Origin of the sequence: Curtobacterium sp. VKM Ac-1376, assembly GCF_015351025.1 — a bacterium.
Taxonomy (GTDB): Bacteria; Actinomycetota; Actinomycetes; order Actinomycetales; family Microbacteriaceae; genus Curtobacterium.
On sequence record NZ_JADKRV010000012.1, the window covers coordinates 1 to 15,617 of the forward strand.

A 15,617-nucleotide genomic window follows, 5' to 3' on the forward strand; every position below is an offset into this window, starting at 1 on the left:
CCCGATACGCCTGGACTTGTCGCTGACGATCTCGAACCCGCATCGAACACCTCCGGAATCAGGTGTTGCGACGACCGGTTGAATACGGCCTGGCTGCCTCGGTCCGAGTGGACCACCGTTCCTGATGGGTTCCGTCTGGAGACCGCCATCTGCAGTGCCGCGACGGCGAGCGAGGAACGCATCCGAGAGTCGATGGAGCAGCCCACGATCCGTCGGGAGAACGCGTCCGTGACGGCGCACAGGTAGAGCTTGCCCTCGGCAGCAGTCCATTCCGTGGAACGCCACGGTGATGGTGTTCATCCCCACTGGCTCGTCACTGAGCAGCACCGACCCAGCGACTGCACCCGCTCGCACGTCGGGGAGTCGACCTCGTCCGCTTCCCCGAGAAGCAAGAGCAGGCTGTTCGTGCGGCCCCTCAGCGAGGCAACCGACCACCGCTTCAGGCGCAAACCGTCACACAGTCTGCTGACAGGACACGTGAATCACTGACAACAAGCCTTGTGGCTCGACACGAACCCTTCCGACCTGCTGGTGCCCCTGGAGGGACTCGAACCCCCAACCGTTTCCTTAGGACGGAACTGCTCTTCCATTGAGCTACAGAGGCTGGCCCGTCCACTCTAGCGGCGGAAGGGCCCGAGGCACGCGTGCAGCTCGTCGACGAACAGGTCGGGCTGCTCGAACGGCGCGAAGTGCCCACCGCGGTCGAGTTCGTGGTGGTGCACGAGGTTCGTGGTGCGCTCGAGCCACTCCCGAGGTGCCCGCACGAGGTCGCCTGGGAAGATCGAGAACCCGGAGGGCACCTCGACCCGTCGTTCCAGCTGCTCCGCCGGGATCGCCGCGTTCGCGTGGTACATCCGCATCGCCGAACCGATCGTGGCGGTGGCCCAGTACTCGGTGAGCAGCGCGAGGACCTCGTCGCGCGTGTAGACCGACCACAGGTCCCCGTCACAGTCGCTCCACGCCCGGAGCTTCTCGACGATCCAGGCGGCCAGCCCCGCGGGTGAGTCGTTCAGCCCGACGGCGGCGGTCTGCGGCTTCGTCCGGTGCAGCATCGCGTAGGCGCCCTCGGCCGTGCGCCACCGGTCGGTCGCGGCGACGAACTCCCGCTCGGCCGCGGACAGCGTCGAAGGGTCGAGCCCCGGCCAGGCGAGCCCGCCGTCGATCCGGTGCACGGCGACGACGCGGTCGGGGTGGTCGAGCGCGAGGTACCGGGCCACGTGCGTGCCGATGTCCCCGCCGGAAACCGCGAACCGCTCGTACCCGAGCTCCGTCATCAACGTCGCCCACAGGCCGGCCACCTGCCGGGCGTCGAGCACCTGCGGCGGAGCGTCCGAGAAGCCGTACCCGGGCATGTCCGGCACGATGACGTCGTACCCGGCGGCGACGAGCATCGGCAGGACCTTGCGGTACCGCCACCCGGAGTCCGGCCACCCGTGCGCGAGCAGGACCGGCAGGGCATCCGGCTGCGCAGCGTGGGCGTGCAGCACGTGGATGCCGATGCCGGCCACGACGACACGACGCGAGGGCAGCGCGGCCAGTTCAGCTCGGTGCGCGTCGAAGTCGAACCCGTCGGCCCAGTACTCGACGAGCGGACGCAGGACGTCGAGGTCGACACCGAGCGACCACCCGACTCCGGCTGGCGCGTCCGGCCAGCGCGTCGCGCGCAACCGCGCGCGCAGGTCGTCGATGGTCGCGTCGTCGAGGTGCGGTGTCTCGCCCATGTCGGTGACGCTAGCCAGCGCCACCGACAGACGGACGGGAGGCCCGTGGCGTGCCGTTCACGGGCCTCCCGTCCGTCAGGTGGCGCTCACCGGGCACTCCGCTGCGGCAGCCGTGCTGCCGCAGCGGTACCGAGCAGGGCGACGACCGCGAACGCTGCGAACCCGAACGGCAGGGCGATCGCGCTCCCGATGCCCCCGACGACCAGCGGGCCGATCGCGTCACCCGTCTCGCGACCCAGCTCCGCCGATCCCATGGTCCGCCCCAGCCGCTCCGGCGGTGTCGTGCCGGCGAGGTGTGCGAACGCGACCGGTGTGAGGACGGCCACTCCAGCACCCGCCAGGAGCGCGGCGATGAACAGGACGGCGACGGACGGTACGACGGCGAGCAGCACGAACGCCGCCGCGACCGCACCCGTCCCGGCGACACCCGCCGCTGCGGTGCCGAGCTTCCCCTCGTCGTGGAGACGCCCCGCCACGGGCTGCACGAGCGAGGACGTCACGGCGAGCACCGCGACGGCCAGCGTGGACAGCAGCAGGGGGATCCCGGCCTCGTTGCCGAGCGCCGGCAGCATGCCGGTGAGCGCACCGATCGCGGCGCTGCCGACGGCGAGCACGACGACGGGCACGAGGAACTGCCGATCGGTCGCCGCACGGAGCATCACCGCGAACGTCGCCCGCTGCCGGGGCAGCGGTGTGATGCGCTCGACCCGGACCAGGACGGCGACCGCGGTGACGAGCGCCATCGCGACCAGCACCACGAACAGCCACCGCGTGCCCCCGAGGTGGACGACGACGGCACCGATGACCGGACCGCCGGCGTACCCGAGTCCCTTCCACGAGCCGTACCGTCCGAAGTAGGTGCCACGACGGTGCGCGGGGACGAGTCGGGCCACCGCGGCCGAGGACGCCGGGGAGAATGCCGAGGCACCCGCTCCCTGCAGCAGGCGGGCCAACCCGAGCCAGAACGGCCCGGTGCCGAACACACCGATGAGCGACGCCGCCGCGAACACGACCAGCCCGCCGACGATCACCGGTCGTGGGCCGATCCGGTCGGACAGGGCACCGAAGACGGGCTTCAGGATCAGCTCCGCGACGTCGTAGAGCGCGAGGAACACCCCGAGCCACGCGAGGCTCAGCCCGAGCGCGAGGTGCTCACCGCCGACCGCGGCAGCGATGCCGTTCGCGCCGAACGCGGTGACGAACCCCGCGGCGTAGAGGGGACCGAGCCGTGGGGGCGTTCGCTGTGACGTCACACAGCAACCCTGGCGGACGCCGACGGCGAAGGCCAGCGACCGCCAGTGCGCGGCGCAGGTGCTACGCGGCCACCAGGTACTCGTCCCACTCCGCCTGGGGCCGCTCGATGCCGCGCACGACCCACGAGGACCCGTGCGGCACCTTCGGCGGGAACCGGAGGCGCCAGCCCATCTCCTGCGGGGTGCGGTCCCCCTTGGTGTTGTTGCAGGCCAAGCAGCAGGCCACCAGGTTCTCCCACGAGTCCTGGCCCCCGCGGGACCTCGGCTGCACGTGGTCGATCGTCGTGGCGTGCCGACCGCAGTAGGCGCAGCGGTTGCCGTCGCGCCTGAGGACTCCGCGGCGCGACACCGGCACGAGCCTGGAGTGCGGGATGCGGACGTAGCGGGTGAGGATGATGACCGACGGGCGGTCGTAGCTCGAGGTCGATCCGGTGACCGGGTGGTCGACGTCGGCAGCGACGATCGCCGCCTTCTGGTTCATGACCAGCACGAGGGCTCGGCGGAACGAGATCACCGCGAGGGGCTCGTAACCGGCGTTGAGGACGAGAGTGCGCATGGGTTCCCTTCCGACGTGCCTGGACGGCTTCCAGGCGCTGCGGGTGCGTCGGACCGACGACGACGAACCGGTGACCACGACCTGCTCACACCCCTGGAACCACGAAGAGCACCACCCGGATGGGTAGTGCTCTCGTCATGCAGGGGCGTGCTCGTGCACGCAGGCTGTGCTCGACCATATGTCGACACGCGCGCGCCGACCCATGGTGCGGGTCGTGCGGAACGTCGACATGAGGGTCTCCTGTTCGCGCCGGTGCGGGCCGGTGCTCCGTCAGGTTAACCCAGAAACCGGCCCGGCACGAGAGTGCGCGGGCCGGTTCGGGTGAAGTTCACACGCCGTCAGGGCCAGTGGCCGTCAGATGCCGAACCGGACGATGTGGTAGTCGCTGGTCCAGATCGGGCGGATCTGCACGGAGCCACCGGGCTTCGGGGCGTCCATGATCATGCCGTTGCCCATGTAGAAGCCGTCGTGCGCCTCGTTGTTGAAGATCACGACGTCACCGGGCTGCGCCTCGGACTCGGGGATCGTGGTGCCCGCCTGGTCCTGCAGTGGCACCGAGTGCGCCAGGTTGATGCCGTACTGGGCGTACACGAACATGATGAAGCCGGAGCAGTCGAAGCCCGACGGGTCGGCGCCGCCGAACACGTACGGGGTGCCGATGTACTGCTCGGCGGTCGCGACGACGGCCGGCAGTGAGAACGGGGTGTCGGCGGCGGTGGCGCTGGCCGCGTACTCGGACGCCGACGGCCCGGTGTAGGACGCGTACTGCTCCGCGGTCGCGGCACGGGCGGCCTCCGTCTCGGATGCCTGCTCCTCGGCTGCCTCCGCCTCGGCGGCTTGGTCGTCCGCCGCCTGCTTCGCGGCCTCCTCGGCGTCGAGGGTGGCGGTCGAGGTCGCGCCGTAGCCGTCGCGGCTCGTGTCCGCCAGCGCGACGGCGTCCGACACCGACAGCTCCTGGCTCTCCGTCGTGCGGACCTGGCGCTGCGCGTTCGCTGCGTCGGTGGCGGTGCTCGCGGTCGTCGCGGCGAAGGCCGGGGCCACCGCGACGGTGCCGAACATGCCGGCGGCGACGGTGAGGACGACCGGCGCGAGGAACCTGCGCTTGCGCGACCTCGAGCTCGCCTTGGCGGCACTCGCGGCGACGGCGGCCTGTGCGGCACGGCGGCCGCCGGGGAGCGGGGCGGAGCGGACCGGGACGACCTTGCGGGTCTGGCGTCCTTCGGCGTCGCGGGCAGCCCGCCGGGTGAGCGGGGCGTCGGTGGCGTTCGCGGTGTTCGTCGGGTTCGCGGGCGTCTGGTCGTCCGCGGCGGTACCGGTCTGCGTCAAGAGGTGGGTCTCCGGCGTCTCGTCATCACGCTGCCGTGGGTGTCCGGCAGTGTGCAACCCCATCCGTTCGTCATCGTTTCCGATCGAGGCAGGAGACGGGTTCGAGACGTCCTGCCACGGGTCTCCGGCTCAGGGGCAGCGCGGGGACTCGTCGAGTTTAGGGAGCCGTCGTTACCGTGTCGAGATCAAACGCGCCCTTGGTAACGAATCGGTAAAGACTCTCAGGGAGGACCAGGAACGGTCAGGCCCGCTCGATGTACACGTGCTGAGCGACCTCCGACGGGAGCTCGATCCCGGCGTCTTCACCCTCGACGCGGACCGCGACGTACGCCCCGGCGCGCTGCACGCTCGCCACACGGCCGGGCATGACGCCGGCCGTCCGCAGCTGGTGGAGGAGTTCGGGCTCGAACTGCACGGGCTCACCGAGGCGGCGGATGACCCCGGTCGCGACGGCATCGGTGCCCTCGGTCGCGGCGACGATGTTCTGCACTCCGTCGAGGAACCCTGCCGCGGTGGGGCCACCGATCTCGGCGAGGCCGGGGATCGGGTTGCCGTACGGCGACTCGGTGGGGTTGCCGAGCATCTCGAGCAGACGGACCTCCACCTGCTCGCTCATGACGTGTTCCCAGCGGCAGGCCTCGTCGTGGACGAACGCCCAGTCGAGTCCGATGACGTCGGCGAGCAGGCGCTCGGCCAGACGGTGCTTCCGCATGACGTGGGTGGCGCGCGAACGGCCCTCGTCGGTGAGCTCCAGGTGCCGGTCACCGGAGACGACGACCAGACCGTCGCGCTCCATCCGGGCGATGGTCTGGGAGACCGTCGGGCCCGAGTGGCCGAGGCGCTCGGAGATGCGCGCGCGCAACGGCACGATCGCCTCTTCCTCCAAGTCGAGGATGGTGCGCAGGTACATCTCCGTGGTGTCGACGAGATCGGTCACGGTCCGCCTCTCATGTCTGGGCCCAGCGGCCACCACACTACTTGTTCGGACCGACGAACACCGCCCGGCGCCCGGCACCCGCGAGAACGGGTCATCGCGCGCGGCCCGGGACGGTGCGATCGCCGTCGGTAGGATCGGCGCATGGCAGACATCGTCATCCCGGCCGAACTCCTCCCCACCGACGGTCGCTTCGGCTGCGGCCCGTCGAAGATCCGCGGCGCACAGCTCGAGTCCCTCGTGACACGCGGCGCCACGATCCTCGGCACGTCGCACCGCCAGAAGCCCGTGAAGGACCTGGTCGGCAGCGTCCGCTCAGGCCTCGCCGACCTGTTCCGCATCCCCGAGGGGTACGAGGTCGTCCTCGGCAACGGCGGTTCGACCGCGTTCTGGGACGCCGCCGCGTTCGGGCTCATCGAGCACCGCGCCGAGAACCTGTCGTTCGGCGAGTTCGGGTCGAAGTTCGCGAAGGCCGCTGCGGCCCCGTGGCTCGAGGCGCCGCACGTGGTCGAGGCGCCGGGCGGTTCGCTCGCCGCGCTCGAGCCGGTCGAGGGCGTCGACGTCTACGCCTACCCCCACAACGAGACCTCGACGGGTGTCATGGCACCCGTCGTCCGCGCGGTCGGCGACCCCGGTGCGCTCACGGTCGTGGACGCGACCAGCGCCGCCGGTGGTGCACTGTTCGACGTCAGCGCGACCGACGTCTACTACTTCGCACCACAGAAGAACTTCGCTTCGGACGGCGGCCTCTGGCTCGCGCTGCTCTCCCCGGCCGCGATCGAGCGGATCGAGCGGATCGCCGCCTCCGGCCGGTACATCCCGGAGTTCCTGTCGCTCAAGAACGCCGTCGACAACTCGCGGCTGAACCAGACGCTGAACACCCCGGCGATCTCGACCCTGCTGCTCCTCGACGAGCAGGTGCGCTGGATGAACGAGTCCGGCGGGCTGCAGTGGGCAGACCTCCGCACGAAGACCTCGTCCTCGACCATCTACGACTGGGCCGAGTCCGTCGACTTCGCGACCCCGTTCGTCACCGACCCCGCCGCTCGGTCACAGGTCGTCGCCACGATCGACCTCGACGACTCGATCGACGCGAAGGCCGTCGCCGCGACCCTGCGCGCGAACGGCATCGTCGACACGGAGCCGTACCGGAAGCTCGGACGCAACCAGCTGCGCGTCGCGACCTTCACGGCGATCGACCCCGACGATGTCGCGAAGCTCGTGCGCGCGATCGCCTTCACGGTCGACGCCCTGCGCTGACCGGGCGGTCCAGCCCCAGGACGAGAACGGGCACAGCACCACGGGATCCCGTGGTGCTGTGCCCGTTCGTCGGTCCGACGTGTCAGGAGCGGTGGAAGTCCGGATCGACCTCGCCGGCGTCGAGCTGGTCGACGTCGAGGTCACGGTCCGGGTCCACCGGCCGCACGCGCTGCGCCCGGCGACGGCCGGTGCGAGCGGGCTGCTGGTCCGCTTCGGTGTCGTCGCCGTCGTCGCTGGTGTCGTCATCGGCGAACGCGTCGACGTCCACGCCGTCGATGTCGTCATCGTCCGACTCGTCGAGGTCGTCCTCGTCGGTGTCGAAGTCATCGTCGTCGTCCGACTCGTCGTCGTCCGACTCGTCGTCGTCGTCGTCGTCCGAGTCGTCGTCGTCGTCCGAGTCGTCGTCGTCGTCCGAGTCGTCGTAGTCGTCGTCATCGTCCGACTCGTCGTCATCGGACTCGTCGTCGAAGTCGTCGCCGTCCTCGTCGTCGGAGTCGTCGGAGTCATCGGCGCCCTCGGACGCCACCTCCGAATCGTGCTCCTGCGCCGCCCGGTACTCGGCCAGCCGCTCGGACCACGGCACCCACTCGGGCGCGACGAGCGACCCGTCGCCGGGCATCAGCTCCACCTCGAGCACGGTGGCCTCGTCATCGCCGATCTTCGCGACGCTGACGGTCCAACGCCAGCCCGGGTACCCGGGCAGGTGGTTGGCGAACAGGACGGAGACGACGCCGTCGCCCTCGTCCACGGTGCCGACGGGTGCCCCGACGGTCGACTCGGGGGTGACCTCGAGCAACGCCTCGCGCGCCAGGTCGGTGAAGTCGATGGGCGCCGCGTCAACGGGCGCCGCGTCAGTCGACACCGCGTCGACGGACGCTGCGTCGGAACGGGCTTCGGCCCCTGCTGTCTCGGACTCGGTCATGGTCACGCCTCCAACTGGTCTGCGACGTGCCGCAGGATGGCGGCGATGCGATCGCCGTTCTTCGGGTAGCGGCCGTGGCGGAGGTCTCCGCTGATCCGGTCGAGTTCCTTCACCAGGTCCTCGACGATCACGGCCATGTCGTCCGCGGAGCGACGGGTCATCCGGGACAGCGACGGCTGGGGCTCGAGGAGCCGGACGGACAGCGCCTGCGACCCCTTCTTCCCCTGGACGACGCCGTACTCGAGCCGCGTTCCGGCCTTGACGGTCACGACGCCGTCGGGCAGCGAGGACGCGTGCAGGAACACCTGGTCACCGTCGTCTCCGGTGATGAAGCCGAAGCCCTTGTCGTCGTCGTAGAACTTGACCTTGCCGGTGGGCATGCGTGGACTCCTCGAGGTCGTGGTACGGCCGTGGTGCGTCGGATATCCTGGGTCGATGGCCAATCCGACCCCATCCACCGGGAACCCGCAGGATTCCGCAGAACCCCCGGTGACGATCAATCGTACCGAACGCGCTCTGGCGTTCATGGTCGGTGGGATCTTCATCGCCGCGTTCCTCTGCATGGCGGCGATGATCGTCATGTGGCTCACCGCCCCGAGCGCCCAGGGCTCGATGCCCTGGCCGGTCATCATGGCGATCCCCCTCGTCGGGTTCCCGATCGGCATGGTGCTGGTCTTCACGCTCCTCGGCATCACGTGGACGCGCCGTGCACGAGCGAACCGGACGGCGCGCTGACGTCCGCCCCGGACGCTGGCACCGGACGATGACGACCACCGCCGACCTCGCCGCCCGACTCCGGGCGATGCCGGATGATGCGCTCACGCGCCTCGTCGCGGCGAGGCGACTCCCCACCGCTGCGCTCGCCGAGACCGGCCCGCAGCGCATCACCGACTTCTTCGACCTCGCAGAGGCCCTCCGCACCGACGACGCGGTGGACGCCGCCGTCGAGCACCTGCCCCGCGCCACGATCCTCGCCCTGCGGGACGGCGGTGCAGTCGACGCGCTCGGCCCCGCGGTCGAGCTCGGTCTCGCCGACGAGGACGGCGCCGTCGACGACGCGGTCGCCGCACGCGTGGCCGCCCACCCCGACCTCGCCACCCTCGACCTCTCGGGAGGCCCGGAGCAGGTCCGCCCCGCTGCTCCCGCCGACGACGCGGCTGCTCAGGACCGCGCGCGCACCACCGGCGCGGAGCAGGCCTTCGCCACCATGACCGTGCTCGCCGAACTGCTTCGTGCCGTCGACGCCGGCGCGGTCCGCGAACTCGTGAAGGGCGGGATCGGCTCCCCGCTGGCCCGCACCCTCGCCGAGCGCATCGGTACGGACGCCGACCTCGTGTCCGGCCGCCTGGCGCTGCTCGACGGGATCGGGTTCGCCGACCCGGACACCGGCCGGTGGACCGTGACGGACGCCGGGCACACGTGGCTCGTCGCGAGCTGGCCGGACCGCTGGGTCTCGCTGGTCGCGGCGTGGTCGCACACGCTCCCCTCCGCCGCACACGAGGTCCTCGCCCTGGCCGACGGCGACCTGCGGGACCTCGTGTCCCTCGGCCGGTGGGCCTACCCGGCGGGATCCCGCTGGCTCGACGCCGTGCTGCTCGACGTCGCCGGAACCGCGGCCTCGCTCGGCCTGACGGTCGACGGCATCGTCACGAGCACCGGCCGGGCGCTCCTCGACGGGGACGCCGGCCCCGCCGCCGACGACCTGCCCGGCACCGTGGACCGGGTCTACCTGCAGCACGACCTGACCGTGATCGCCCCCGGGCCGCTCGCACCGGTCGACGACGACGCCCTGCGCACGGTCGCCGTGCTCGAGGCGCCGGGGCTCGCGGCCCGCTACCGCATCTCGGAGGACACCCTGCGGGCAGCGTTCCGGACCGGGCTCTCGCGCGACGACCTGCTGGCCCTGCTCGGACGGCTGTCGGCCACCGGGATCCCCCAGCCGCTGGCGTACCTCGTCGACCAGGTCGCCGGGCGCGACGGCAGCATCGTCGTCGACCGGGGTGCTGGCGGCGTCGGGTCCGAGGTCCGGGGCACCCCGGACCAGCTCGACCTGATCGGAGTGGACGCCGAACTGCGGCAGCTGTCGTGGGACCGCCCCGACCTGACCACGCTCATCACTCGCTACCCGCCGCACGTCGTGCACACCGCGCTCGAGGACCAGCGCTACGCGGCCGTCCTGACGACCGCAGCCCGCCCCGAGGCGCACCACGCGCCTCCCGGCAGGCGAAGCCACACCGGACGCTCACCGGAGCAGGCGGCGCACGCACTCGTGGAGCGGCTCCGCCTGACGACGCAGCGCGGCGATGCGGAGCCGGAGCAGGAGTGGCTCGGTCGGCAGATCGACCTCGCCGTCCGCGGACGCACCCCGATCCGGGTGACCGTGCGGATGCCGGACGGCTCCGAGCGACCGTTCTCGATCGTCCCGACGTCGGTCGCCGCCGGGCGCGTCCGCGGGCGCGACACCAGCGTGGACGTCGAACGCACCCTGCCGCTGTCGCTCGTCGTGTCGGTCGAGAGCGACGCCTGAGCGGCAGGGTCACCCGAACGCAGGAACTGACGGCTAGGCTGGCAGGTCATGAACGGACCGCTGATCGTGCAGAGCGACCGCACCGTGCTCCTCGAGGTCGCACACCCCGACGCCGAGGACGCACGCCACGAGCTCGCGGCCTTCGCCGAGCTCGAACGCGCTCCCGAGCACGTGCACACCTACCGGATCACCCGCCTCGGCCTGTGGAACGCGCGCGCCGCCGGGCACGACGCCGAGGCGATGATCGACACCCTCGAACGCTTCGCGAAGTTCCCCGTGCCGCAGAGCGTCACGGTCGACATCCGCGACACCGTCTCGCGCTACGGGCGACTCGTGATCCGTCGCGAGGAACGCCCGGACGCCCCCGTCATCGCGAACTCCCCGGCCGAGGAGCTCGAGCGGTTGCCGCTCCTGCTGCTCACCGCCGAGGACCCGTCGGTGCTGGCAGAGGTCATCCGGTCGAAGCGCATCAAGCCGCTGCTCGGGGACATGCGAACCCCGTCCGAGGTCGAGCTGCAGCCGTGGGCGCGCGGGCAGATCAAGCAGGAGCTCGTGAAGCTCGGCTGGCCGGCGGAGGACCTGGCGGGCTACACCCCGGGGCAGCCGCACCCGATCGACCTCGACACCACGGAGTGGCACATGCGGCCGTACCAGGAGCAGGCGGTCGACACGTTCTTCGCCCAGGGCTCCGGCGTCGTCGTACTGCCCTGTGGCGCCGGCAAGACCCTGGTCGGTGCCGGGGCGATGGCGACCGTCAAGGCGACCACGCTCATCCTGGTGACGAACACCGTCTCGGCGCGGCAGTGGCGCACCGAGCTGCTCAAGCGTACGACGCTCACCGCTGAGGACATCGGCGAGTACTCCGGGAGCGTCAAGGAGATCCGTCCGGTCACGATCGCCACGTACCAGATCCTCACCGCCCGCCGGAAGGGCGAGTACACGCACCTGTCGCTGCTCGACGCCCTCGACTGGGGGCTCATCGTCTACGACGAGGTCCACCTGCTGCCGGCGCCCGTGTTCAAGCTGACCGCGGACCTGCAGGCCCGTCGGCGCCTGGGGCTCACGGCGACGCTCGTGCGCGAGGACGGACGCGAGGGCGACGTCTTCTCGCTCATCGGACCGAAGCGGTACGACGCCCCGTGGAAGGAGATCGAGGCGCAGGGCTACATCTCGCCGGCCTCCTGCTACGAGGTCCGCATCGACCTCCCGCACCAGGACCGCCTGGAGTACGCCGCGTCGAGCGACGACGAGCGCTACCGGCTGGCGGCGACCTCGCCCGCGAAGACCCCGGTCGTGCGGGAGCTCATCGAGAAGCACCGCGGTGAGCAGATCCTGGTCATCGGCCAGTACATCGACCAACTCGACGAGCTGGCCGCGTCGCTCGACGCCGCCGAGATCACCGGTGCGACCCCGGTCGACGAGCGCGAACGGCTGTACGACGCGTTCCGGTCCGGCGAGGTCGACGTGCTCGTGGTCTCGAAGGTCGCGAACTTCTCGATCGACCTGCCCGACGCAACCGTCGCGATCCAGGTCTCCGGGTCGTTCGGCTCACGGCAGGAAGAGGCGCAGCGACTCGGCCGACTGCTCCGCCCGAACAAGGACGGTCTGCCCGCGTCGTTCTACACGCTCGTCGCACGGGACACCGTCGACCAGGACTTCGCGCAGAACCGGCAGCGGTTCCTCGCCGAGCAGGGGTACTCCTACACGATCCTGGACGCCGACCAGGTCCAGACTCCCGTGGGTTGACGCACGCACCGCTCCCAGGAAACCCCGAGGGAACGATCAGAAGATAGGACCATGAGCGATGGCCCCAAGATCCTGATCGTCGACGACGAGCCGAACATCCGCGACCTCCTGACGACCTCGTTGCGCTTCGCCGGCTTCGCCGTGCGTGCGGTGGGCAACGGAGCGCAGGCGATCTCCGCCGTGCTGGAAGAGGAGCCGGACCTCATCATCCTCGACGTCATGCTCCCCGACATGAACGGCTTCGGCGTCACCAAGCGCCTGCGGTCGTCGGGCTACACATCGCCGATCCTGTTCCTCACCGCGAAGGACGACACCGAGGACAAGATCACCGGCCTCACCGTCGGTGGTGACGACTACGTGACGAAGCCCTTCTCGCTCGACGAGATCGTCGCCCGCATCAAGGCCATCCTCCGTCGCACCATGAACGACGAAGAGGACGCGATCATCCGCGCCGGCGAGCTGACCATGGACCAGGACACGCACGAGGTCACGATCGGCGACGCGCAGATCGAGCTCTCCCCCACCGAGTTCAAGCTGCTCCGCTACCTCATGCTCAACCCCAACCGCGTGCTGTCGAAGGCGCAGATCCTCGACCACGTGTGGGAGTACGACTTCAACGGCGACGCTGGCATCGTCGAGTCCTACATCTCGTACCTGCGCCGCAAGCTCGACCAGTACTCGGCCGAGCCGATCATCCAGACCAAGCGCGGCTTCGGCTACATGCTGAAGGCGTCCAAGGCCTCGTAGGGTCTCGCGGTCCCGTCAGGGGCCGACTTCACGGCGGTCGTCCGGTTTCACCGGGCGGCCGCTGTCTATCGTTGGGGCAGCATGCACACGCGAATGAACCACTGGTGGGACGGGATCTCCCTGCGCACCAAGATCACCGGGATCACGGTGCTCCTCGTCGCGCTCGGACTGCTCGTCGCGGGGCTCGGCACGATGACGGTGCTGTCCACCTACCTGATGCAGCAGCTCGACAACACGGTCAAGCAGACGACCGAGCAGCTCGAGGGCCAGAACATCAGCGACGGCGAGCAGTACTGCAAGCTCTCGGTCGTGCTGTCGCAGAGCGCCTACGTCGCCGCGTACGACGCCGACGGTGACCAGATCTGCGAGACGAGGGCAGCCAGCCGACCGGACGTCCGCCAGGCGATCCTGGTCGACGCCGCGCAGACGAACGAGCGCATCTCGCTCTACGACAGCGAACACAACCACGAGTGGCGCGCACAGATCATCCCGGCGTCGCTGCAGGACCAGTCCGACGGCACCACCGAGACCGGCTACGTGCTGATCGCCGTCTCGAGCGCCGGCACCGACGAGACCATCGGGAAGTTCACCGCGATCTTCCTGGGGTTCGGAGCCTCGGTCATCCTGCTCGGGGCCATGCTCACCCGACTGCTCGTCACGGCGACCTTCGACCCGCTGCGCGACGTCGAGGACACCGCCGCACGGTTCGCCGCCGGTGACTTCAACCAGCGCCTCGAGGCCGACACCCCGAACACCGAGGTCGGCCGCCTCAACCGCTCCCTGAACGTCATGCTCGAGCGCATCGACTCGGCGTTCGAGGACCGGCAGCGCACCATCGACCAGATGCGCCGGTTCGTCGGGGACGCCTCGCACGAGCTCCGGACGCCACTGGTGTCCCTGCGCGGGTACGCCGAGCTGTACCGGATGGGCGCGCTGCGCAAGGAGGAGGACGTCGCCCAGGCGATGGAGCGCATCGAGAAGGAAGCGCAGCGGATGGGCCTGCTCGTGCAGGACCTGCTGCAGCTCGCCCGGATCGACGAGTCGAAGCCCCTCGAGCTCGGACCGGTCGACCTCGTCGCCATCGCCCGCGACTCGGCGCTCGACACGATGGCTTCCAACCCCGACCGCGAGATCCAGGTGCTCGTCGAGGACGCCCTGACCGGTGAGAGCGTGCCCCAGGCCGTGCGTCCGTCGTCGGCGTCGGCGATCTCCTCCGCCGACACGGGCGAGGTCGCACCGGCGTCACCCGCCTCGGCGAACACCACAGGACCCATCGCCTTCTCGCGGCAGACCATCGCCCGGCTCCGGGCCCGGCGCACCCGCGCCATGAACATCGACGCCGGCGCCGCGCCGACCGACAAGACGACCCCGCTTCCCACGGTCGTGATGCCGAAGCGTCCGCCGATCGTCCTGGCCGAAGAGAACAAGATCCGGCAGATCGTGACGAACCTGATGGGCAACGCCATGCGGTTCACGGAGCACGATGACCCGATCGAGATCGGCATCGGCGTGGACGACGATCGCGGGATGGCCCACATCGACGTCATCGACCACGGTGAGGGCATCCCGGCCCAGCTGCGCGACAAGATCTTCCAGCGATTCTGGCGCGCGGACACCTCGCGCGCCCGCGACACCGGCGGCTCGGGCCTCGGACTCGCCATCGTGTCCGGCATCGTCGCTGCGCACAACGGCTCGGTCGAAGTCCTGGACACCGAGGGCGGCGGCGCCACCTTCCGCGTCTGGCTCCCCCTGCTCCCCCGCGACTACGCCGCCTGACGCGCCGCGGCCGCCCGCCGCTGCCGCCCGCCGCGGCCGCACAGCCGGGTCGAGGTCGCGAAAACTGCCGCCCAACTCCCGCTCCCGCGGCGCAACGTGCGACCTCGGCGGCGAAGGCACGGCGTGTTGTGCGACCGTAGCGTGCGCCCATCCACCCCTCCGGTGGAGCGCACACCGGCCGACGTCATGCCGAGCGGGAGACGAAGGCCTGACGCAGGCGCTCCAGCAACACCGCCGGGTGACCGGCGTCACCCCGCGTCGCGTGCAGGACGAGCCAGCCGTTGACCGCCATCCCGTTGTCGCGACGCTGGTCGTGCTGGAAAGCGTCCCGCTCACGGTGGTGATCGCCGTCGTACTCGAGCGCGACCCGATGGGCGGGCCAGGCCATGTCCACCCGCCCGAGGAACCGGCCGTGGTGATCCGAGACCTCGACCTGCAGTTCCGGCTCTGGGAATCCTGCATCCACCACGGCGAGTCGAAGCCACGTCTCCATCGGCGACTCGGCGCCAACGCGCACGCGCGCGAGCGCGGCACGGGCGACCGCGATCCACCGGGTTCCGGGGACGAGAATCCTGGCGAGCGTGTCGATCGTGCAGAATCCACTCTTGCCCACCAGGAAATCGCCCATCGCGACGAGCTGCTCCACGCTGAGCAGGCTGGCGCACTCCCGCCACGCGACGTCTGGGGCACTGAGCCGTAGCCCCTGTCGCGTCCACGGGACGGGGCCCGATCGGCAACGGTGTCCGATGACCTGCGGCCGTCGCATCACCGGGCCGGTTCCGACCGTCGTGACGTGGACGGCGGACCCGGCACCGCGTGGAAGCGGCGCTCCCCACAGCGCGGCGGCCG

At 70.6% G+C, this 15,617-nt stretch carries 14 protein-coding genes, 1 tRNA gene and 1 pseudogene; 6 read left to right on the forward strand and 10 right to left on the reverse strand.

From position 1 onward, the window contains the following. Positions 1-89: 89 nt before the first annotated feature. The 7 genes and pseudogenes from ITJ56_RS13455 to ITJ56_RS13485 all read right to left on the reverse strand — a co-directional run. Positions 90-275: pseudogene (locus tag ITJ56_RS13455) on the reverse strand (DDE-type integrase/transposase/recombinase); the annotation flags it as partial. Between the two features lie 254 nt (positions 276-529). Continuing rightward, positions 530-604, reverse strand: a tRNA-Arg gene (locus ITJ56_RS13460). A 13-nt stretch (positions 605-617) separates the two neighbouring features. Next, a complete protein-coding gene (locus ITJ56_RS13465; RefSeq protein WP_194631126.1) occupies positions 618-1,721 on the reverse strand; it encodes an epoxide hydrolase family protein in 1,104 nt (367 codons plus the stop codon). 86 nt (positions 1,722-1,807) lie between these two features. Further along, a complete protein-coding gene (locus ITJ56_RS13470) occupies positions 1,808-2,974 on the reverse strand; it encodes an MFS transporter (protein ID WP_194631127.1) in 1,167 nt (388 codons plus the stop codon). 61 nt (positions 2,975-3,035) lie between these two features. Next, positions 3,036-3,530 (reverse strand): HNH endonuclease, encoded by a 495-nt coding sequence (locus tag ITJ56_RS13475; RefSeq protein WP_194631128.1) that lies wholly within the window; start codon positions 3,528-3,530, stop codon positions 3,036-3,038. A gap of 354 nt (positions 3,531-3,884) precedes the next feature. Further along, positions 3,885-4,919 (reverse strand): C40 family peptidase, encoded by a 1,035-nt coding sequence (locus ITJ56_RS18990; protein ID WP_194631129.1) that lies wholly within the window; start codon positions 4,917-4,919, stop codon positions 3,885-3,887. A gap of 178 nt (positions 4,920-5,097) precedes the next feature. After that, positions 5,098-5,793 carry a metal-dependent transcriptional regulator gene (locus ITJ56_RS13485; protein ID WP_194631130.1) on the reverse strand — a complete coding sequence of 232 codons (696 nt, stop codon included), beginning with the start codon at positions 5,791-5,793 and terminating at the stop codon, positions 5,098-5,100. Between the two features lie 141 nt (positions 5,794-5,934). Here ITJ56_RS13485 and serC point away from each other — a divergent pair, with 141 nt between their 5' ends. Beyond that, complete coding sequence (gene serC, locus ITJ56_RS13490) at positions 5,935-7,050, forward strand: phosphoserine transaminase (RefSeq protein WP_194631131.1); 1,116 nt, start codon at positions 5,935-5,937, stop codon at positions 7,048-7,050. Positions 7,051-7,132: 82 nt separating this feature from the next. Here serC and ITJ56_RS13495 read toward each other — a convergent pair whose 3' ends face one another. Together ITJ56_RS13495 and ITJ56_RS13500 are read right to left on the reverse strand one after the other, a co-directional pair. Further along, positions 7,133-7,972 (reverse strand): DUF3027 domain-containing protein, encoded by an 840-nt coding sequence (locus ITJ56_RS13495; RefSeq protein ID WP_194631132.1) that lies wholly within the window; start codon positions 7,970-7,972, stop codon positions 7,133-7,135. A 2-nt stretch (positions 7,973-7,974) separates the two neighbouring features. Then, positions 7,975-8,352: a cold-shock protein gene (locus tag ITJ56_RS13500; protein WP_017888041.1), complete on the reverse strand. Its 378-nt coding sequence runs from the start codon at positions 8,350-8,352 to the stop codon at positions 7,975-7,977. 55 nt (positions 8,353-8,407) lie between these two features. Here ITJ56_RS13500 and ITJ56_RS13505 point away from each other — a divergent pair, with 55 nt between their 5' ends. From ITJ56_RS13505 to ITJ56_RS13525, 5 genes are all read left to right on the forward strand, one after another. Then, on the forward strand, positions 8,408-8,707 hold the full coding sequence (locus ITJ56_RS13505; protein WP_194631133.1) for a hypothetical protein: 300 nt from the start codon (positions 8,408-8,410) through the stop codon (positions 8,705-8,707). Between the two features lie 28 nt (positions 8,708-8,735). After that, on the forward strand, positions 8,736-10,499 hold the full coding sequence (locus ITJ56_RS13510) for a helicase-associated domain-containing protein (RefSeq protein WP_194631134.1): 1,764 nt from the start codon (positions 8,736-8,738) through the stop codon (positions 10,497-10,499). A 48-nt stretch (positions 10,500-10,547) separates the two neighbouring features. Next, entirely contained in the window at positions 10,548-12,245 is a 1,698-nt protein-coding gene (locus ITJ56_RS13515; protein ID WP_194631135.1) for a DNA repair helicase XPB, read from the forward strand. Between the two features lie 51 nt (positions 12,246-12,296). After that, positions 12,297-12,992 (forward strand): response regulator transcription factor, encoded by a 696-nt coding sequence (locus ITJ56_RS13520; RefSeq protein WP_017888045.1) that lies wholly within the window; start codon positions 12,297-12,299, stop codon positions 12,990-12,992. An 81-nt stretch (positions 12,993-13,073) separates the two neighbouring features. Further along, positions 13,074-14,768 carry a sensor histidine kinase gene (locus ITJ56_RS13525; protein ID WP_194631136.1) on the forward strand — a complete coding sequence of 565 codons (1,695 nt, stop codon included), beginning with the start codon at positions 13,074-13,076 and terminating at the stop codon, positions 14,766-14,768. 184 nt (positions 14,769-14,952) lie between these two features. Here ITJ56_RS13525 and ITJ56_RS13530 read toward each other — a convergent pair whose 3' ends face one another. Further along, positions 14,953-15,414, reverse strand: a complete 462-nt coding sequence (locus tag ITJ56_RS13530; RefSeq protein ID WP_194631137.1) for an endonuclease domain-containing protein — start codon at positions 15,412-15,414, stop codon at positions 14,953-14,955. Positions 15,415-15,617: the final 203 nt, after the last annotated feature.

What these genes read in the sequence shown, in the direction of transcription:
- ITJ56_RS18990 (WP_194631129.1), bottom strand. Translation starts at nt 4,919, where the DNA reads ATGGGGTTGCACACTGCCGGACACCCACGGCAGCGTGATGACGAGACG.
- ITJ56_RS13525 (WP_194631136.1), top strand. Translation starts at nt 13,074, where the DNA reads ATGCACACGCGAATGAACCACTGGTGGGACGGGATCTCCCTGCGCACC.
- ITJ56_RS13505 (WP_194631133.1), top strand. Translation starts at nt 8,408, where the DNA reads ATGGCCAATCCGACCCCATCCACCGGGAACCCGCAGGATTCCGCAGAA.
- ITJ56_RS13510 (WP_194631134.1), top strand. Translation starts at nt 8,736, where the DNA reads ATGACGACCACCGCCGACCTCGCCGCCCGACTCCGGGCGATGCCGGAT.
- ITJ56_RS13475 (WP_194631128.1), bottom strand. Translation starts at nt 3,530, where the DNA reads ATGCGCACTCTCGTCCTCAACGCCGGTTACGAGCCCCTCGCGGTGATC.
- ITJ56_RS13465 (WP_194631126.1), bottom strand. Translation starts at nt 1,721, where the DNA reads ATGGGCGAGACACCGCACCTCGACGACGCGACCATCGACGACCTGCGC.
- serC (WP_194631131.1), top strand. Translation starts at nt 5,935, where the DNA reads ATGGCAGACATCGTCATCCCGGCCGAACTCCTCCCCACCGACGGTCGC.
- ITJ56_RS13495 (WP_194631132.1), bottom strand. Translation starts at nt 7,972, where the DNA reads ATGACCGAGTCCGAGACAGCAGGGGCCGAAGCCCGTTCCGACGCAGCG.
- ITJ56_RS13520 (WP_017888045.1), top strand. Translation starts at nt 12,297, where the DNA reads ATGAGCGATGGCCCCAAGATCCTGATCGTCGACGACGAGCCGAACATC.
- ITJ56_RS13515 (WP_194631135.1), top strand. Translation starts at nt 10,548, where the DNA reads ATGAACGGACCGCTGATCGTGCAGAGCGACCGCACCGTGCTCCTCGAG.
- ITJ56_RS13500 (WP_017888041.1), bottom strand. Translation starts at nt 8,352, where the DNA reads ATGCCCACCGGCAAGGTCAAGTTCTACGACGACGACAAGGGCTTCGGC.